General features: G+C 74.1%; 15 protein-coding genes and 1 pseudogene. 8 read left to right on the forward strand and 8 right to left on the reverse strand.

Features of this window, described 5'->3' with window-relative positions; translation table 11 throughout:
* Nucleotides 1–10: 10 nt before the first annotated feature.
* On the forward strand, nucleotides 11–1,285 hold the full coding sequence (locus tag GPJ59_RS03485) for a pyroglutamyl peptidase (protein ID WP_219664857.1): 1,275 nt from the start codon (nucleotides 11–13) through the stop codon (nucleotides 1,283–1,285).
* Nucleotides 1,286–1,514: 229 nt separating this feature from the next.
* The gene (locus tag GPJ59_RS03490) at nucleotides 1,515–2,057 is read left to right on the forward strand and encodes a hypothetical protein (RefSeq protein WP_308120106.1); all 543 of its coding nucleotides are present in this window, start codon (nucleotides 1,515–1,517) and stop codon (nucleotides 2,055–2,057) included.
* Between the two features lie 39 nt (nucleotides 2,058–2,096).
* Here GPJ59_RS03490 and GPJ59_RS03495 read toward each other — a convergent pair whose 3' ends face one another.
* Nucleotides 2,097–2,777: a TetR/AcrR family transcriptional regulator C-terminal domain-containing protein gene (locus tag GPJ59_RS03495; protein WP_219664858.1), complete on the reverse strand. Its 681-nt coding sequence runs from the start codon at nucleotides 2,775–2,777 to the stop codon at nucleotides 2,097–2,099.
* Between the two features lie 316 nt (nucleotides 2,778–3,093).
* On the opposite strand from GPJ59_RS03495, the gene GPJ59_RS03500 reads away from it, so the two are divergent.
* Complete coding sequence (locus tag GPJ59_RS03500) at nucleotides 3,094–4,677, forward strand: FAD-dependent monooxygenase (RefSeq protein ID WP_219664859.1); 1,584 nt, start codon at nucleotides 3,094–3,096, stop codon at nucleotides 4,675–4,677.
* A 206-nt stretch (nucleotides 4,678–4,883) separates the two neighbouring features.
* On the opposite strand, the gene GPJ59_RS03505 is transcribed toward GPJ59_RS03500, so the two are convergent.
* Together GPJ59_RS03505 and GPJ59_RS03510 are read right to left on the reverse strand one after the other, a co-directional pair.
* Nucleotides 4,884–5,369 carry a hypothetical protein gene (locus tag GPJ59_RS03505; protein WP_219664860.1) on the reverse strand — a complete coding sequence of 162 codons (486 nt, stop codon included), beginning with the start codon at nucleotides 5,367–5,369 and terminating at the stop codon, nucleotides 4,884–4,886.
* Nucleotides 5,370–5,433: 64 nt separating this feature from the next.
* The gene (locus GPJ59_RS03510) at nucleotides 5,434–5,766 is read right to left on the reverse strand and encodes a hypothetical protein (protein WP_219664861.1); all 333 of its coding nucleotides are present in this window, start codon (nucleotides 5,764–5,766) and stop codon (nucleotides 5,434–5,436) included.
* Between the two features lie 46 nt (nucleotides 5,767–5,812).
* Here GPJ59_RS03510 and GPJ59_RS03515 point away from each other — a divergent pair.
* A pseudogene (locus GPJ59_RS03515) lies at nucleotides 5,813–6,061 on the forward strand (MSMEG_1061 family FMN-dependent PPOX-type flavoprotein); the annotation flags it as partial.
* Here GPJ59_RS03515 and GPJ59_RS03520 read toward each other — a convergent pair.
* Nucleotides 5,973–7,265 (reverse strand): MFS transporter, encoded by a 1,293-nt coding sequence (locus tag GPJ59_RS03520; RefSeq protein ID WP_219664863.1) that lies wholly within the window; start codon nucleotides 7,263–7,265, stop codon nucleotides 5,973–5,975. The pseudogene GPJ59_RS03515 and the gene GPJ59_RS03520 overlap by 89 nt on opposite strands.
* Nucleotides 7,266–7,387: 122 nt before the next feature.
* Between GPJ59_RS03520 and GPJ59_RS03525 the strand changes: the two genes are divergently transcribed.
* Nucleotides 7,388–7,747: an ArsR/SmtB family transcription factor gene (locus tag GPJ59_RS03525; RefSeq protein ID WP_219664864.1), complete on the forward strand. Its 360-nt coding sequence runs from the start codon at nucleotides 7,388–7,390 to the stop codon at nucleotides 7,745–7,747.
* A 66-nt stretch (nucleotides 7,748–7,813) separates the two neighbouring features.
* Nucleotides 7,814–8,347: a chloramphenicol phosphotransferase CPT gene (gene cpt / locus GPJ59_RS03530; protein WP_308120107.1), complete on the forward strand. Its 534-nt coding sequence runs from the start codon at nucleotides 7,814–7,816 to the stop codon at nucleotides 8,345–8,347.
* 161 nt (nucleotides 8,348–8,508) lie between these two features.
* Here cpt and GPJ59_RS03535 read toward each other — a convergent pair whose 3' ends face one another.
* Entirely contained in the window at nucleotides 8,509–9,114 is a 606-nt protein-coding gene (locus GPJ59_RS03535; protein ID WP_219664865.1) for an NUDIX domain-containing protein, read from the reverse strand.
* A gap of 118 nt (nucleotides 9,115–9,232) precedes the next feature.
* Nucleotides 9,233–9,712: a MarR family winged helix-turn-helix transcriptional regulator gene (locus GPJ59_RS03540; RefSeq protein ID WP_258023799.1), complete on the reverse strand. Its 480-nt coding sequence runs from the start codon at nucleotides 9,710–9,712 to the stop codon at nucleotides 9,233–9,235.
* 88 nt (nucleotides 9,713–9,800) lie between these two features.
* Here GPJ59_RS03540 and GPJ59_RS03545 point away from each other — a divergent pair, with 88 nt between their 5' ends.
* Complete coding sequence (locus tag GPJ59_RS03545) at nucleotides 9,801–10,652, forward strand: SDR family oxidoreductase (protein ID WP_219664866.1); 852 nt, start codon at nucleotides 9,801–9,803, stop codon at nucleotides 10,650–10,652.
* Between the two features lie 309 nt (nucleotides 10,653–10,961).
* On the opposite strand, the gene GPJ59_RS37060 is transcribed toward GPJ59_RS03545, so the two are convergent.
* Nucleotides 10,962–11,492: a hypothetical protein gene (locus GPJ59_RS37060; RefSeq protein ID WP_258023800.1), complete on the reverse strand. Its 531-nt coding sequence runs from the start codon at nucleotides 11,490–11,492 to the stop codon at nucleotides 10,962–10,964.
* Nucleotides 11,493–11,976: 484 nt separating this feature from the next.
* On the opposite strand from GPJ59_RS37060, the gene GPJ59_RS03555 reads away from it, so the two are divergent.
* The gene (locus tag GPJ59_RS03555; RefSeq protein ID WP_219664867.1) at nucleotides 11,977–13,710 is read left to right on the forward strand and encodes a serine/threonine-protein kinase; all 1,734 of its coding nucleotides are present in this window, start codon (nucleotides 11,977–11,979) and stop codon (nucleotides 13,708–13,710) included.
* 141 nt (nucleotides 13,711–13,851) lie between these two features.
* Here the strand turns inward: GPJ59_RS03555 and GPJ59_RS03560 are convergent, their stop codons facing one another.
* Nucleotides 13,852–18,450, reverse strand: coding sequence for a hypothetical protein (locus tag GPJ59_RS03560; protein ID WP_219664868.1), 4,599 nt, complete (start codon nucleotides 18,448–18,450; stop codon nucleotides 13,852–13,854).
* Nucleotides 18,451–18,513 lie beyond the last annotated feature (63 nt).

Here is an 18,513-nt window from a genome sequence, read left to right on the forward strand (position 1 = left end):
GTCACATCGCATGATGCTCTTACGTCGCGCCGCGACGGTCGCCGTCCTCCTGGCCGGCGTCCTTCCGGCAGCAGTCTCCGCTCCCGCGCACGCGGCTGACGGCGCCTCCTGTGCCGGCTCCCCCTCCGCGCCCCTCGACCCCGAGCAGGCCCGTCTGGCCGATGGCCGTACCAGTGCCCTCGTGGAGCGGGCCGGGCTGGCGGGCTTCGTGCAGCGCTTCCCGGCCGCCCTGTGCGGCGCCCGCGGCCCGGCCGAAGCGGGCCGGGTGCTCGACGGGTGGGGCGAGGCCCTCTGGCAGGCCGCCGTACGACGGGCCCAGGGCCGGTGGGCCGGCGGCGATCTCGCGGCCGGCGACGACCGCCCGCTGTACTGGGCGCGGCTGGCGATGACGGCCGCCCTCGCCCGCTGGGAGCCCCGCTTCCCGGTGGACCGCCCGGCCCTCCGCTCGCGTTTCGAGGACGCCTCACGCGGCCTCAAGGACAACGGCTTCAGCGGCGCGCCCGGCGTACGGCGCGTGTTCATCAGCGGCTTCGACCCCTTCGGACTCGACACCGAGATACGCCGTGCCAACCCGTCCGGCTCGGCGGCCCTCCAGCTCAACGGCCGGCGCGTCACGCTCGCCGACGGCAGTACGGCCGAGATCCGCGCGGTCGTCCTCCCCGTGCGGTACTCCGACTTCGACGCGGGCATCGTGGAGCGGGCGTTCGCCCCGCGGCTGGCCGCCGGCAGCCGCGGCTCGGCGGACGTCATCACCACCGTCAGCCAGGGATACCCGGGGAAGTTCACCCTGGAGGCATGGGCGGGCCGCTCGCGCTCGGCGGACCCCTACCCCGACAACGCCCGCGCCCTGTCCGGGGGTACGCGTACGCATCCGGTGACCGCTCCCCGCCTCGGCCCGGGCCCGGAGTTCATCCCCAGCACTCTTCCGGCGGACGCCGTGACCGGCTCCGTACAGAACCCGTACCCGGTGTTGCTGAACACTTCCGTCACCGAGATACCGGCCGGCGGGACCGGCCCGGTCGACCGGGCGGACGGCCCGACTCCGGGGTCGCGGGCCGTGGCCGGCGGCGGGGGCGGCTACCTGTCCAACGAGGTCGCCTACCGCTCCAACCGGCTGCGTGGTGAGCTGGCCCCGCAGCTGCCCGGCGGCCACCTGCACACCCCCGTCCTGACCGGGCTCCCGGCGGATCCGCAGCTGCTGACCGGGCCCGAGTTCGAGCGCAACGAGAGCGCGATCGCCGCCGAGGTACGCGAGATCCTCGGGCACGCAGCCGTGCGGAGGTGACATCGCGGCCCTCCTGGCCGGCCGGCAGGAGGGCCGGACCGGCGCCCTTCCCACGGCTCGGTCGGGCAGCTCGGGCACCGAGCCGGGCAGCCGCTCTACCCCGCCACGCCCTTGATCACACCTGCCGGCGCCGAGGCCGCCAGCGGATGCGGGACCCACCCGGATGGGGGAAGCTGGCGGTGGCCGCGGCGTGGCCGTCGGCCGGGAACGGAAGGGTGAGGAGGGGTTCGTGAGCACGGTGGGAACCCGTCGGCACCCGTGCACGGGCGGGGCCGGGGTCGCGCGGACGACAGCACTGCTCTGCGGGGTGGTGGCACTGGTCGCCGCCACCGTTCCGGCCTCCGCGACCCAGGCCACATCCGCATCCGCATCCGCATCCACATCCGCATCGGCGTCCGCGTCCGCCCCCGCGTCCGCCCCCGTTCGGGACCCGGTCCCGGTCGTGGTCGTCGACTGCTTCGGCGCGCCACAGGTGCGCCCCGCGGATTACCTGCTGGCCTGCGGTGACGGGAACAACCGGCTCGTCGGACTGCGCTGGGACAGCTGGGGCGGGCAGACCGCGACGGCGTCCGGCACCGACATGGTCAACGACTGCCGGCCGTACTGCGCGGCGGGCCGCTTCCGCGCGTACCCGGTGGAGGTCACCCTGATCGCCCCGCAGGCCTGGCCCGAACGCCCCGGCACGCAGCGGTACACCTCGATACGCCTGGTCTTCCCGGAAGAGGCGCCTGCGCCGCTCCCCCACGACGTCACCTACAACCTCGTCTACTGACTCCGACGACTCCGACGACTCCGACGGAGCGGGCGGCCGTCAACGCGCACCGTAGCGGGCGGCGACCCCGTCGAGGATGAGCTGGAGTCCCTCGTCGAAGTGGGCGTCGTAGTCCTCGAAGATGTGCGTACCCGCGGACGCAGCGAGTGGGTAGTCGGCGAGCCGTTCACTGCGCTCGGCCACGTCATAGCCCTCCCGCCGCTCGCCCTGCACGGGGTGGACGCCCTGCTCCTCCGTGACGAAGCCCAGGGTGTAGGAGAACGTCGTCACCAGGGCACGGACGGCCTGGGGGAGGTCGAAGCCCGCCTCGACCAGGGTCCTCAGCTGGGACTCCGAGTGTTCGGCGTGCTCGGTGCCGGTGAACCTGGATCCGCTGAAGACGCGCGCGCCGTCGCGGTAGGCGAGCAGGGCGCGCCGCAGGCCGCGGTTGTTGGCCAGCAGCATCTCTCGCCACGCCGGTCCGCCCGCGTCGGGCGCGGGGGACGGCGGGGCGGCCGTCATGCGCCGGAACATCTCGGTGGCCATCTCGTCGATGAGCTCCTGCTTGTTCTTGAAGTGCCAGTAGAGCGCGGGCGCCTTCACGTTCAGCTCGGTCGCGATGGCCCGCAGGGTGAGCTTCTCCAGCCCCGTCTCGTTCAGCAGGCGCAGCGCGGCCTCGGCGACAGACTCACGGCTCAGCGGCGACACGCGGGGCGCTGGGTGGTCGTGCTCGGGGGTCATCGCCTGCCTTCTCTCGGGATCCACGGATGTCCGACTCCGCCACATTCGGGGGTTGACAGCTTAACAGCGTTAAGGGCATTCTCGTGTCACAACCTTCCTTAACGTCGTTAAGGAGCGGAGTCGGGGGCGTACGGCGCGGCCACGGAGCGGACGGGAGACGACGATGAACGGGAACGGGAACGGGAACGGGAACGAGGACGGGCATAGGAACGGGCGCAGGAACGGGCACGGGAGCGTGGACGGGGCAGGGAACGGGACGGGGGCGGGGACGGAGATGGGGGCGGGGACGGAGATGGGGATGGGGACGGAGATGGGGATGGGGACGGGGAACGGGACGGCGAACGGGACGGGAAGCGAAAGCGGGCCCGAGGACACGCGCGAGTCCGAGAAGGAGAACGCGACCGAGGTGCTGATCGTGGGCGCGGGTCCCACCGGCCTGGTCCTGGCCTGCGACCTCGCGCGCCGCGGCGTGCGCGCGATGATCGTGGAACGCTCCCCGGGGCTGTTCCCCGGCTCCCGCGGCAAGGGCGTCCAGCCGCGGACGTTGGAGGTCTTCGACGACCTCGGCGTCCTCGACGAGGTCCTGCGCTGGGGCGGCCCCACGCCCGTCGGCATGGCCTGGAAGGACGGAGTGCGGCTCGGCGAGCAGCAGATGTTCGAGCCGGTCGAGGCCACGGAGCAGGCGCCGTACGTGGGCCCGTGGATGCTGCCCCAGTGGCGTACGCAGGAGATACTGCTCGCCCGCCTGCACGAGCTGGGCGGCGAGGTGCTCTTCGGACACGAGCTGACCGGGCTCGTCCAGGACGCCGAGGGCGTGCACGCCGTCCTCACGCGGGCCGGCGGGGACGGCGGCACCGTCAGGGTGCGCGCGCAGTACGCGACAGCGGCCGACGGCGGCCGCTCCACGGTCCGCCGGCTCCTCGGCATCAAGATGACGGGGGAGCAGGTCGACACCACCCCGCTGGTCGTCGCCGACGTCGTCGTCGACTCCCTCGACCGCGACAACTGGCACATGTTTCCGCCGGCCGAGGACGGCAGCCGCGGCTTCGCCGCCCTGTGCCCCCTCCCCCACACCGGGGAGTTCCAGTTCGTCGCGCAGTACCCTCAGGCGCGCGCCGAGCTCACCGCGGACGACATCCGCGCCCTGGTGGCGGAGCTCACGCACGTCCGCGCGGAGGAGGTCACCGAGGTCCGCTGGGCCTCCGACTTCACCGTCAACGCGGCGCTCGCCGACCGGTTCCGCGAGGGCCGCGTCTTCCTGGCGGGCGATGCCGCCCACATCCACTCGCCCGCCGGCGGCCAGGGGCTCAACACGAGTGTCCAGGACGCCTACAACCTCGGCTGGAAGCTGGGCGCTGTACTGCGCGACGGCGCGCCCGAGTCCCTGCTCGACACGTACGAGGCGGAGCGCCGACCCAACGCGGCCGCCATGCTCGGCCTGTCCACGCGCATTCACCGCGGTCAGGCCCGGCGCGGCGCCGCCACCCGGCAGCTCGGCCTCCACCACCGCGATTCCCCGCTCACCCACGAGGGCCGGCCCGGCCTGCCCGAGGAGGCCCTGACCGCGGGTGACCGTGCCCCCGACGGCAGGCGCGACGGCCTGCGGCTCTTCGACGTCTTCCGGGGTCCGCACTTCACCCTGCTCGCCGTGGACACCGAGCTGCCGGAGGAGCTGCCGCCCCTCCCCCACCTGCGCACGGCCCGGACCGGCGCCTACGAGGCCTACGGCCGGGGCCTGTTCCTCATCCGCCCGGACGGCTACATCGCCTGGGCCGCTCCCTCGGCCGCGGCATCAGCGGACCTGCGGCGGTGGGCGACCCTCGTATCAGGTGCGGACCTCACGTCGGGTGGGGCCCCCGAGGTGGGTGCGGCAGCCGAGGACATACCCGCGGGCGCCTGACCCGGCAGCACCGGCCGTCAGGCGGGCCCGGCGCGGTGGGCGGCGCCGATCACGCCGGCACGCCCAGGGCAGGGGCGCGCCATGCCGGACTGTAGAAGTAGTGGTCGTCGGCGTCCTCCTGGTCGGGCGTGTCCTCTTCCCGTATGTCCTCGTTCACGATCATGACCGTGATCATAGGGGGCGGCAGCAGGCGCGTTCCTCACGCCTCACGGCGCGTCCTCCGTGCCGGCGCCGCCGCGGAGGTCGAGGACGGAGCGCACCGCTTCCACCCCCTGGGCGGACACAGCCGCCACGGTGGCGGCCCTCAGGGCGACCGAGCGGACGTCGTTGGCCCGCAGGGCGGCGGCCAGCGCGAGCCGTGCCGAAACCCGCGCGGCGACCTCGTCGTCGACGAAGTAGGCGAGGGGGACACCGAAGAAGGCGCCGAGGGCGCGCAGTGACCCGACGGCCGGGTTGGCCACCCTGCCGTTCACCAGGGACCACAACTGGCCGGCCGACAGCCGCAGGGCGTTCGGCCCGGACGTGATCTGCCGGATGCCGTCGACGACTTCCTGCAGGGTGTAGCGCCGTCCGAGGGGCTGGATGCAGGTGAAGAGGTACTCGACCCGAAGGCCGAGCAGCGTGGCCCGTTCGTCGGGAGTGCCGTCCACCGCCTGCTCGTCGGCGGCCGCCTCCCTGTCCTCTCCGCGCATGTCGTTTGCTCCCCCGCGGGTCCGGGACGCGCAGACGCCCCGGACCCGGGTCAGGTCACGGCCTTCAGCTGTAGGTGGCCGTGATGGCGATACCGGTGCGGCCGCCGGTCACGCCCGTCAGGTCGATGGGGGCGGCGTTCGTCCAGGAGCCGTTCGCGCTGCGGATGGTGTGCAGGATCCGGTTGTCCGTCGTGACGAAGGTCGCCTGGAGTTCGTCGTTGACCGAGGCCACGGACACATCCGTGACCGTGACACCACCGAGGAGGAAGGCCATGTCGTTCGGGTACGCCGGACCCGCGCCGTGGGAGGGCGTCGCAGTCAGGCCCACCGGCCCCGCGGTGGCCAGGGCGACGGCGGTCGCGGACGTCAGGGCGCGACGGGTCAAGGCCGTGGGCAAGGAAGATCCCCCGGTGGGTGCCTCGATGAGTGAAGGGGCGCAGAGGCTGCTGGAGCAGCTGACCCCGGTCGGCAAGCCGCCGGGCAGCGCGATCGTGGTCCAGGTGGCGGAGGCCTACCAGCACTGCCCGAAGGCATTCCTGCGCAGTGGCGCCTGGCAGCCGGAGCAGCGGCTCGGCGAGGACGCCGTGCCCAGCTCGGCCGAGATCACCCTCTCGCACCTGGGACTGCCCGGCCTGACACTGGAGCAGATCGAGGAGCACGAGCGGGAGTCGCTGCTGTACCGGTACGAGTAGCCGGTGGGCGCCACAGGCGGACGGCCGCGACCGCCGAGCCGGCGGCGATCGCGCCGAGGGCGACGACCGCGGCCGTCAGGCCGGCGGTGGCGCCCACCCAGCCGGCCAGCGGATAGGTCAGCAGCCAGCAGGCGTGGGACAGCGAGAACTGGGCGGCGAAGGCCTCGGTGCGTTCCTCGGGCGGGGCCGCGCGGCGGATGAGGCGGCCGGTGGGGGTGAGCACCATGGAGCCGGCCGCCCCGAACCCCGCCCATGCCGCCAGCAGTGCGGGCCAGCGCCACCCGCCCGAGGCGGCCGCGGTCATGCCGCCCGCCGCGGCGAACACCACCGCCAGGGCGAGCGCGCCGCGCAGCATCACCGTACGGTCGGAGGCCCTGTCCAGGACCCGGGGCAGGAGCAGGGCGACGGCCATGGAGCCGGCCCCGTACGCGCCGAGGGCGAGGGCGACGTCCGAGGTGGCGCGGCCGAGGTGGTCGCGGACGTAGACGACGGTGTTGACGGTGACCAGGGCGCCGGCCGCGGCCACGGCGAGGTTGAGCAGCATCAGGGCCCGTAGCTGCGGGGCGGCGAAGAACAGCCGGGTGCCCGCGGCGGCCTTGGCGTACACCGCGCCCGCGCGACGTGCCGCCGGCACCGGTCGCGGCAGGGCGGCGGACAGGACCAGCGCCGCGGAGCCGGCGAATCCCGCGACCGTGCCGAGGAACAGCCAGTTGTAGCTCATGACGGTGAGCAGGGCTGCGGCCAGGGCCGGGCTGAACAGGCTCTCCAGGTCATAGGCGAGCCGGGACATGGACAGGGCCCGGGTGTAGTCGCGCTCCTCGGGCAGCACGTCGGGGATGGCGGCCTGGAAGGCCGGGGTGAAGGCTGCCGAGGCCGCCTGGAGGGCGAGGATGAGGGCGTAGACCTGCCAGACCTGGTCCACGAACGGCAGGGCCAGGGCCACCGCCGCCCGGATCAGGTCGGCGGCGGTCATCAGGGTGCGGCGCGGGACGCGGCCCGCGAATGCGCCGACGGCCGGGGCGACGACCACGTACGCCACCATCTTGATCGCCAGCGCGGTGCCGAGGACCGATCCGGCCCTGGCGCCCGCGATGTCGTAGGCGAGCAGTCCGAGGGCGACGGTGGCCAGGCCCGTGCCGGTCAGGGCGACGACCTGGGCGGCGAAGAGGTGCCGGTAGGTGCGGTTGCGCAGGACCGAGAGCATGCGGGGGTGTCCCTTCGGGAGGGGCGTCCGGGGCCACGCCTCAACGATACCCACGTGTGCGCATGCATGCACATGATGGTGTGTAGCGCCTGTCGGACGTGGAGCCGCCCTACGCTGGGGTCATGCCGGTCAGCGAATCCTCATCACTTGCCACGTCTGCGCATCAGCACGCGGTCGACGGGACCCGGCTGACGGAGGCCGCCTCGGTCTTCGGCCTGCTCGCCGACCCGACGCGGCTGCACCTGCTGTGGCTGCTGGCGCAGGGCGAGGCGGACGTCGGCACGCTCGCCGAGCAGTGCGCGGCCTCACGGACGGGCGTCAGCCAGCATCTGGCGAAGCTTCGGCTGTCCGGACTGGTCGAGACCCGCCGCGAAGGCCGGCACGTGCACTACCGGCTGGCCGACGGGCACCTGCGGCGCCTGGTCCTGGAGGCACTCAGCCATGCCGACCACCGGGTCAGCGGCGAGGCCCCGCACGACTGAGCCCGGTGAGCCCGACGAGCCCGAAAAGGGTTGGGCTCCGGCGGGAAGCGCCTCTACGGTGACGCGGTGACCACTCAAGTGATCGTATTGAACGGCGGATCCAGTTCGGGCAAGTCCGGCATCGCCCGGTGTCTGCAGGCCGTCCTGCCGGACCCCTGGCTGGCCCTCGGGGCCGACACCCTGGTCGATGCGATGCCCGCGTCCCTGCAGGCGTCGGACGCCGGCATCGAGTTCGCCGCGGACGGCGGCGTGAGCGTCGGGCCGGAGTTCCGGAAGCTGGACGCGGCGTGGAGCAAGGGCGTCGCCGCGATGGTCCGGGCGGGCGCCCGGGTCATCGTCGACGAGGTCTTCCTCGGCGGCGCGGCGTCCCAGCAGCGCTGGCGCGAGGCCCTGGACGGCCTGGACGTGCTGTGGGTGGGGGTCCGCTGCGACGGCACGGTCGCGGCCGGCCGGGAGACCGCCCGCGGCGACCGGGTCGCGGGGATGGCCGCGGCGCAGGCGGAGGCGGTACACCGGGGCGTGGTCTACGACCTGGAGGTGGACACCACGCGGACCGAGTCACTGGCGTGCGCGCGGGTCATCGCCGCGCGCGTCGGGTGACCATCGGGTGACCGTACGGGCGACCGCCCGGACTGGTCACCATCCCCGGCCCGGCCCCGCCCCGACCCCGCCCCGGCTGCGCCCGTACGCCGCAACACCGGCAGCGGGCGGGGCCGCAGGTCGGGCCGCAGACGGGGCCACAGGCGGGGCCGCGAGCGGGGTCACGGGGCGCCTGGGAGGAGTCGGGCGGCCAGCAGTAGGCCGACGACGCTGCCGGCCTCCGTGATCCGCCCGGAGACCGCGGCCTGCACCGCCTCCTCCACCGGTGTCCAGTGGACCGTCATGGCGGCCTCGGTCGCGTCCCGGGCCGCGCGGCGGTCCGGGGTCAGGCCGGTGGCGAGGAAGACGTGGGTCGCGGCGGCCGTACTGCCCGGCAGCGGGTGGAGGACCGTCAGCAGCTGCACATGCCCGGGCCGCCTGCCGATCTCCTCCGCGCACTCGCGGCGGGCGGCTTCCTCCGGCGGCTCGCCCGCCTCGATGCCACCGCCGGGCAGGTGGAGCACCCGCCGCCCCAGCAGGTAGAAGCCGTCCTCGACGAGCGCGATGCGCCCGTCCCCGTCGAGCGCGACGACGCGGGCCGCGTCCGCCGTGACCACGTGGTCGTACGTCCCGGCCGCACCGTCCGGCCGGACCACCCGGTCCTGGCACAGGGTCAGGAAGTCCCCCTGGTGCAGCAGCCGCGTGTCCAGGTGCCGCCAGCCCGAGCCCTCGCCGGGCGGGTGTTCCGCGTCCGGGCCTCCGACGCGGCCCTCCTCCGAAGGGGTCATGCGCGTTCCGCCTTTCCGGCCGACGTACGAATGGACTGCGGGTGGACTGCGGATGGACTGCGAGTGGGCCGCGAGGGAGCTGCGACGGGGACCCGGCGCCGGGACTCCTACCCGCCCGTCACGGCGCGGCCACCTTCCCCTTCACGGCCTTCAGCTTGCGCCACACCGCGCCGAGCGCCGCCAGGTCCTGCGCGTCGAGGAGGTCGGTGAAGACCGGGGCCAGTGCCTCGCGGCGGGTGGCGTCGGCCTCGGCGAAGACCCGGCGCCCCTCCTCGGTGAGGGAGACCTCGACCGACCGGGCGTCGCGCGCCGAGGGGGTACGGGCCACCAGGCCGCGGCCCTGGAGGGCGTCCACGACCCGGGAGACCTGGCTCCGGCTGAGCATCGTGCTGTTGCCGAGGACGGAGGCGGGCACCGGTTCGGGGCTGGTGGCCAGCCACAGCATGACCTCGAACCACGACACGGGGAGGTCGTGCGCCTTGGTCAGGGCCCGGTCGACGCGCTCGGTGAGGGTGGTGCCGGCCCAGACCAGACCGTAGAAGGCGAAGTCCGCCTCCGGCATGTCGGCCTGCGTGAGCTTCTTCGCCTTGGGTGTCATGGAAGGAAGTCTAGGGATTGCGTGCGCACACACACAAACCTATGATGTGTGTGCACGCACATAAATGCGCTCCCCGAAAGGCACCCTCATGTCCTCCACCAGCACCCCCCGCACCGTCCTCATCACCGGCACCTCCTCCGGCATCGGCCTGGCCGCCGCCGTCGCCGCCGCCCGGGCCGGCTGGAACACCGTCGCCACCCTCCGTGACCCCAGCCGCGCCGACGCGCTGCGCAAGGCAGCCGCCGAGGCCGGCGTCGAGCTCGACATCCGGCAGCTCGACGTCGTCGACGAGGCCTCCGTCGCCGCCGCCGTCGACGGCGTGATCGCCGACTACGGCCGCCTGGACGCGGTGGTCAACAACGCGGGCGCCGGCCACGTCGGCACCCTGGAGAACGACTCCGTCGCCGACGTCCGCGAGGTCATGGAGGTCAACTTCTTCGGCGTGCTGAACGTCTCCAAGGCCGCACTCCCCCATCTGCGGGCCACCGGCGGCCGACTGATCACCGTCACCAGCGTCGGCGGCGTCGTCGGCCAGCCCTTCAACGAGGCGTACTGCGCGGCGAAGTTCGCCGTCGAGGGCTACATGGAGAGCCTGGCGCCGGTCGCCCGGACCGTGGGCGTGAGCGTGTCCGTCATCGAGCCCGGCGCGGTGGCCACCGAGTTCGTCACCAACATCGGGCTGGACATCGAGGCCGAGATCGCCGCCGCCGGACCGTACGCCGACGCGATGCGCAGCTACATCGACGTCGTCGTGGGCCAGTTCATGGACGGCGCCCAGACCCCGGCCGGCGCGGCCGAGGCGGTCATGGAAGCCCTCACCGCCGACAGCCCCGCCTTCCGCATCCAGACCACCGACTGGGCCCGTACCTTCACCGGCGCCAAGCTGGCCGACCTCGACGGCTCCGCCGTCCTCGCCATGACCGGAGCCTGGGTCGGCTGACCGACCCCACAGACGGGCCCGGCCGCACAGGCACCCGGCCGCCGTCAGACCGCGCGGAGTGCGCCCGGGCGGCGGCCGGTGAGGCGGTCGAGCGCGGCCGCGTCGCGGCGTCGGCCTCGCTGCTGTCGGCGTCCTCGGCGAGGATGCGGTGGACGGTGGCGGCCGAGGGTCGCTTGCCCTGGCTCTTGTCTGAGGTGATGACGAGCTTGCGGGCGATCTCGGGGACGGCAACCCATCGGCCCGTAGGGATCGGGACTTGAGGAACATCGGCGCCAGATCGTGCGTCTGTACGCCCTGTGACGATCTACCTCAGCGGATGGCTAGGATCGCAGTCCACACACGCTCCTGGGAAGGGACAACGCGATGGAACTGGTACCCGGCGAGTACGAGTTCACCTGCTACGAATGCGACGGCGACGGGTCTGTACAAGTCATTCGGGGCACCGACGACGATGAACCCGAGCTCGTCTGGGACAAGTGCGACGACTGCCACGGCGAAGGAACCTTCACCTACGACGAGAAGGAGGCGGCAGAAGCCATCGAGGTTGGCCGCACACCGCTGCGCACGCCTTCCGCTACGTAACGCCTGGTGCACGTGCAGCAGGTCCCGCTCGGCCTCACCCGCGTCGTCCTCGGTCATCGGCCGCCAGGCAACGAGCAGCGCGTCCGAGTCGGCCAGCTGCCAGATGTAGCGTCTGCCCCAGTGGCCGGCCAGGTGACCGGCGCCGTGGCGGCTGTAATCGGCAAGCCGCTGATTCAGCCCGTCCTGGCCCGCGGCCTTGCCGATGTACACAACCGTTGCCCCTTCCACCCAGGCCTTGTCGAGCTTGTCGGCGGTCACAGACGGGTCGCGGCCCTTGAGGTGCCCGGCACGGCGCTGCACGACGCCCGCCGCGACCGGCCGTTCGGCACCGGCCGGTAGCTTCGGCACCCGGCCGCGGACGGACGAGAGTCGTCGGACGGACGGGAGTCGTCGGACGGACGGGAGTCGTCGGATGCGGCCGGGCCACATCGGTCACCGGGCCGGATGACCCACCTGATCGCTTCGCCCGCCGGCGCCTCGACGACCAGCTTCTCCTCCCCGTGGACCCAGGTCTTGACCGTGAGCGCTTTCCGACCTGCTGGCCTGCTCGGGGCCCCTTCAGCACTCGGCATGGCCGCACCACCGAGGCGGAGCCAGAACGGCTTGAAGTGCTCAAGGTCACGTCCTGGTACGGGCCATGGCCCCTCGAAGAGGACGCGGTTGTCGCCGCCGGCGCGCGGCATGGCCTGGGCATTCCGTCGCTAACATGCAGCCCATCGCCGGCCGACCAAGGGGGACCATGATGAACCGCGTCGATCAGCCTGTTCTGAAACCACTGGGGCCTGAGGACCCGCGGGAGGTCTCCGGGTACCGGCTGGTCGCCAAGATCGGTGAGGGTGGCATGGGCGCGGTCTACCTCACCCACACCCGCGGCAACCAGCCTGTCGCGCTGAAGCTGATCCGCCGCGAGTTCGCCCAGAACCCGGACTTCCGCGCCCGTTTCGAGGCCGAGGTGCAAGCCGCCCGCCGTGTCTCCGGGTACCACATCGTGCCGGTCGTCGATCACGACATGAACGGGGACCAGCCCTGGATCGCCTCCGCGTACGTCCCCGGGCTCGCCCTGGATGACGTTCTCGCCCTCTTCGGGCCGCTGCCGTTGCCCGCGGCTCTGCAGCTCATCGGCTGCACCGCCCACGCTCTGGGCATCGTGCACGCCGCCTCCGTCATCCACCGCGACCTCAAGCCCAGCAACATCCTGCTCAGCTCCCAGGGCCCCTGGGTGATCGACTTCGGCATCGCCCGCGCCACCGACACCACCCAGCTGACCCGGACCGGTGGCTTCATCGGCACCCCGCAGTACATGTCCCCCGAGCACGCATTGGGACAGAAGGTCACCCCGGCCACCGACATCTTCGCCCTCGGCCTCATCGCAGCCATGGTCGCCACCGGCCGCCACCCCTATGGCGACGGAGCCGGCCTCTCCATCGCCGCGCAGATCGCCAACACCAGCCAGCAGCCTCCGGACCTGAGCGGCTACCCCGACCACCTCCGGCCGCTCCTCGAGGTCTGCCTCGCGGCAGACCCGGCCGCCCGCCCCACCCCCGCCGCCCTCTCCGAATGGTGCCAGCGCGCCTCTGCACGCTCGCTTCGCGACTTCACCGGCTGGCTGCCGGCGCCTCTCGCCGGCGAGATCGCCCGCCGCGAGCAACTCGCTCAGCAGCCCCAGCAGCCCCAGCAGCCCCAGCAGCCCCCGGCGGAGTCCCCCGCCCTGACGCTGAGCAAACCGGCACCCCCGCACACCCAGCCGCCGCACCCCGCCACGTACGTACCCACCCAGGCGGCGCCCCAGCAGCAGGGCGCCCCGGCGTACGCCCCCACCCAGGCCGCGCCGCCGCGGCCCGTCCAGCCGCACGCGGACGCAACACCCTCGGCCCCCAATCCCCCGGCGCGCCGCCGGGTGCCGCTGCTCGTCGGCGCGGCCGCAGCGGCCGTGACCCTGATCGCGGGCGGCATCTGGGCAGCCACCCAAGGTGGAGACGGGAAGAACACCCGGGGCGGCGGCCCCAGCTCTGCGGAGTCCACGGCGCCGAAGTTCGAGCTCCTGAAGGAGGCGGGTGGCGAGTTCTCCATCGGGCTCCCGCCGGACGGTCACAGGCACAACTACTTCGACCTCGACAAGAACGTCGCCGTGAAGGATCGCAAGAGCTCCATCGACGACATCAGCACCTCGGTCAAGGGCGACCGGCTCGTCTTCCCCTACTCCGGAGTCGGCAAGAGCGAGGGCCCCACCGCAGAGCAGTGCCATGCCGGCATCAAGGGACATGAGCTGTCGCGCAGCCTCGATGCCTGGCAACTCCACGGCGAGGGCGCCCTCATCTCCGAAGGCGACATGCTGTGCATGATGACGAGCGCCGACAATCTCGCGATGTTGAAGATCACCGAAGTCGCGTTCTACGTGGACAAGAACACAGGCGACAAACTGGTCCCTGGCTACAAGGCCCAGTTGACCCTGTGGAAGCCCAAGTCCACCTCGTAGGCAATCCAACGGCTGTCCGGCGGTTGTGAGCGGAAGCAGAACCACACCGCGGCCGGCCGCAGTGGGCAACGGCCGCAGGGAGCACCGACGCAATCTCCACAACATCCGGACCTGAGAATTCCCCCGTGCGGAGCGGGATGTTCAGTGTCCGCCCAGCACTGTGGCGTACGCCGCTTCCCGGACCTCCGGTTCCAGGTGGCGGCGTAGTTCGACGACGGCGGCGCGGCAGGGTTCCGGCCAGTTCTGGCGGGAACCGAGGGCCGTGACGAGGCCGTTGGCGAGAAGGCCTTCCACGAGACCGCCGTCCCCGCCCAGGACGCGGACCGCGGCGAGGACCGGGGCGGGGTCGGCGAGCGGGCCGCCGTAGCGGTGTGCCGCCTCCAGCTCCTCGGCCACCCGGGCCGCGCGGACGGGGCGGCCCTCGACCGCAGCGGCCAGCTCGCGGAGCGCGAGCAGCAGTTCGGGCTCGGCCGCCTCCAGGTCGACCGCCCGGACGAGGAGGGCGGTACGGATGGCGTTCACGGCCGGTTCGGCCGCCAGCCGCCGGGCCAGGACCGCGCACATCCGGGGGTCCTGGAACTGCGAGTCGCAGAGGGAGTGCAGACGACGGCGTGCCGGCAGGTCCCCGCCCTGCCCGCCGCCCTCCGGTTCACCGGCCGCGACGAGCGCCAGGAGCCGGTCCACGACGCCGTGCATGAGGCTGCCGGGCTCCACCCCGCCGATCGGGTGGGGCAGTTTGGACTGGGCCAGCTCCGTCAGAGCGGATCTCGACCGCCAGGTGGTCAGGGGCGAGGCGAGGTCGGTGTAGACGTCCGCCAGCGCCCTGCCGGCCGCGGGCGTGTACCGCGCCCAGTGGGGGAGGTTGGACAGGGCAAAGTCCGCCACATGTTCCTCGGCCACGAAGGGAAGGCGGGCGACGAGCTCCCCGTACCGGGACCGGTGGGCCGGGGCCAGATCCGCCGGGTACAGGTCCAGGAGCGCGCGCCGGGCGACATCCGGCCCGTCGGTGACCGCGGACTCCAGCAGGGCCCACATCTCCTCGGCCGGCAGCAGCGTCGCGGCCAGACCGACGACGGTGGCGCGCACGTCCGGATGGACGGCCGGGGTGCGGCCCACCGTGGACAGGAGCGCGGTGGCGGCGCCCGGGGGCAGGTGGCGGGCGGCGAGCCGGGCGGCCTCCTTCCGGACGGTGACCTTCACCCCCCTCTCGCGGGTCAGGACGTCACGGAGCAGGGCCGCGACCCGGCTGGGCCGGGCGTGTGCGGCGGCGCGGCCGGCGGCGGACCAGGCGGCCGCGGCCCGGTCGTCTCCGGCGTGGTCGAGCAGGGTGGCGAGGACCGAGGCCGGGTCGTCCGTGTGCGCGGCCGCGTCCAGAGCCGCTTCCGTCAGGGCCGGCGTCATCGCTCCCGTCGGAGCTGCGGTCATCGCTCCCGTCGGAGCTGCCGTCGGACCGGGCTCGGCTGCGCCGGCCGCGGACCCCGCCGGGTCCTCGGGCCCGGCTTCGGCCGACGCGGTGGCGGTGTACCGCTGGAGCAGGGCCCGCCCGTGCTCCGGCACCGGGGCCACCGCACGGAGCAGGGCGGCACGTTCGCCGAGGCCCCGGCCGGGATCGGCGACGACAGCCGCGGCCAGCCGGACCGCCGCCTCCTGCTGCCGGGGCAGCCACCGGTCGGCGTACCGGAAGGGGGACAGCGGCCGGGGCGTGCCGGCCACCGGGAACCGACCGCCTGGGGGCGGGGTTTCGGGCAGCGCGCGGTCCAGCAGGTCGGTGCGCTCCGCGGCGAGTACGGCGAGCACCTCGGGCAGGAAGACCGCCGAGGGCTCCCGCACCAGCAGCTCGGCCACGCGGTCGCCGCGGGTCGCGGGGTCGGCCAGCCAGGCCGCGGCGAGCTGGCCGAAAACCCCGTCCGGGCAGGTGCGCAGGGCCTGTTCGAAGCGGTCCTGGAGTTCGGGGATCCGGTACGCGCGGTGTCCGTAGGACGTGAGAAGTGCAAGCAGGGGCGTGACGTCCCCGCGGGCGGCGGCCCGGTCCAGCCACGGGCCGAGTGCGTCGAGCACGGCGCGTACGCCGCTGCCGCGCGGCATGCTGCCCGGACGGCCGAGGTCCACCGTGCCGGTGTGCGCGGTCAGCGCGTCGACAATGCGTACGGCGGTCCGCAGGGCGGCGGCACGGCCGGCGCCGGCATCCGGGGCCGGGCCGACAGGTGCGTCCGCGGTGCCCGCGGCGGCGAGCAGGGTCGCGGCCAGGCTCCGGACCGTGTCCCGGGTCCCGGACGAGCAGTCCCGGGCCCGCAGGGCATCCAGGCACAGCCGCTCCAGGGATGCGGCCCCGGTCCGGGCGCCGGCGGACGCGGCGGACGCAGTCGGCGCCGCGGGCTCAGTGGATGCGGTCCGCGCCGTGGACGCGGTCGGCGCGGCGGACGCGAAGGCGGAGGACGCGGTGGGCGGGGCAGACGCGGTGGGCGCGGTGGGCACAGTGGACGCGGAGGACACCGTGGGCGCGGAAGGCATCGTGGGCGCGGAGGACGCGGCGGGCGCAGTGGACGGAATGGGCGCGGCGGGCGCAATCGGCGCGGCAGGCACGATGGATGCAGTGGACGCGGCGGACGCGGCGGACGCGGTCGGCGCAATCGGCGCGGCAGACACGGTGGATGCAGTGGGCGCGGTGGACGCAGTCGGCGCGGCAGGCACGATGGATGCAGTGAACGCGGCGGACGCGGCGGACGCAGTCGGCGCGGTGGACGCAGTCGGCGCGGCAGGCACGATGGATGCAGTGAACGCGGCGGACGCGGCGGACGCGGTCGGCGCAATCGGCGCGGCAGACACGGTGGATGCAGTGGGCGCGGTGGACGCAGTCGGCGCGGCAGGCGCAATCGGCGCAGCAGGCACGATGGATGCAGTGAACGCGCCGGACGCGGCGGACGCAGTCGGCGCGGTGGACGCAGTCGGCGCGGAAGGCACGGCGGACGCAGTGGACGCAGTGGACGCAGTCGGCGCGGCAGGCGCAATCGGCGCGGCAGGCACGATGGATGCAGTGGACGCGCCGGACGCGGTGGACGCCGTCGGCGCGGCAGGCGCAATCGGCGCTGCAGGCACGATGGATGCAGTGGACGCGCCGGACGCGGTGGACGCCGTCGGCGCGGTGGACGCAGTCGGCGCGGAAGGCACGGCGGACGCAGTGGACGCAGTCGGCACGGCGGACGCCGTCGGCGCAGTCGGCGCGGTCGGCGCGGCAGGCGCAGTCGGCGCCGCGGGCTCAGTGGACGCCGTCGGCACGGCGGAGGCAGTCGGCGCAGTCGGCACGGCGGACGCGGTCGGCGCCGCGGGCTCAGTGGGCGCGGTCCGCGCGCTGGACGCGGAGGCGGAGGGGGCGGCGGGGGCGGCAGATGCGCGTGTCCCGAGGGCCGCCGCCAGCAGCGGTGCCGGCAGGTCGGTGAAGGCGGACAGTGCCTGCCCGCGTACGGGGTCGCGCTCGTTGGTCAGCCGGCGGGCGGCCAGCGCGAGGACCTCCGCCACCTCCTGCGGGTCACGCGTGTGGCCGGCGTTGTCGGCCAGCAGCTCCCAGAGCCTCCCGCGGTCGTCGGCGTCACCGGTACCGAGGGCGGCCAGGAGTTCGGGGCGGGCCTCGGCGGGCGGCAGCAGGGCGAGCAGGCCCCAGAGTTCCCAGCCCGTGCCGCGTTCGGCGCGCAGGGCCTCGACCTCGGCCCGGGCCCGGGCCTGCCGCTCGGCGGCCGGCAGCAGGGCGAGCACCCCTGCGTGCGCGCCGACGTTGCTGTGCGGACCGGCCGCGGCGACGACGGCGTCCAAGAAGCCGGGGCGCCTCGCCGGTGGCACCGTCCGCAGCAGGACCTTGAAGGCGTTCCGGTGGAACCACCGTGCCCCGAGCCCGGGCAGGGACGGCGGATCTGCCGCCGCCAGCTGCCGCATGACCGCCCGGCCGGGTGTCCGTTCCCACCGCGAGGCCCGCCGGCGGGGCTCGGCGAGCCAGCGCGCGACGCGCTCGGCGTCCGCCGCGACGAGGTCGCCCAGCCGGTCGTGCACCGGTCCGGGCAGGTCGTCCGGGCCGTGGCGCTCCAGCAGGTCCAGTACCCGCCCCGGCGCGGCGGGCAGGGCGGCGGCGATCGCCGTGGCGTGCCGACTCCACCAGCGGGCGCGCAACCGGTCGGGCAGGTCGGCGAGTTCGCGTTCCGCGTGGTCGAGGACGGCGACGGGACGGCGGACGGCCAGCGTGCTCCAGTCCTCGAACGCGAGCGCCCCGGCGAGTTCGGGCAGCAGCCGCGCGGTGAACTCCGGCGAGCAGCCCGGCAGCAGGCGGGCCGCGTCCCGGTCGCCGTACTCGGTGCGCACCCGGAGCACCAGCCGCTCGGTGAGTCCGGGCCGCCGCCCGTCGCGCAACAGCCGTGCCAGGTCTGCCCGGACCACGGCGGGCGCGTCGTCGTACGCGGCCTCGACGGCAGCGTCCGGGACGGGCAGACGCCGGGCGCCGCGCAGCGCGTACCGGCGGACCACCGGGTCGGGGTCGGCGAGCCGGGCCGCCAGGTGCCCGAGCTCCCCGGCGGTCAGGGCGGCCAGGGCGGCGAGGCGGCGCTCGTACGGGCCGAGTGCGTCCAGAGCGGTGAGCAGGGGCCGTAGTGCGCCCCGGGCGGCGAGCCGGTGCGCGGTGACGGCGGTGAACCGGAGCCGGGCGGCGTGCGGCAGGGGTTCGAGGGCGGCGAGCAGCTCTTCGGCAGTGGAGATCATCGCGGGCATTGTGCCGGATGACGCGACCAACGCCCCACCGATTATCGGACCGGCCGGCCGCAG

It is taken from the genome of Streptomyces bambusae (assembly GCF_019400985.1).
Classification (GTDB): domain Bacteria; phylum Actinomycetota; class Actinomycetes; order Streptomycetales; family Streptomycetaceae; genus Streptomyces; species Streptomyces bambusae_A.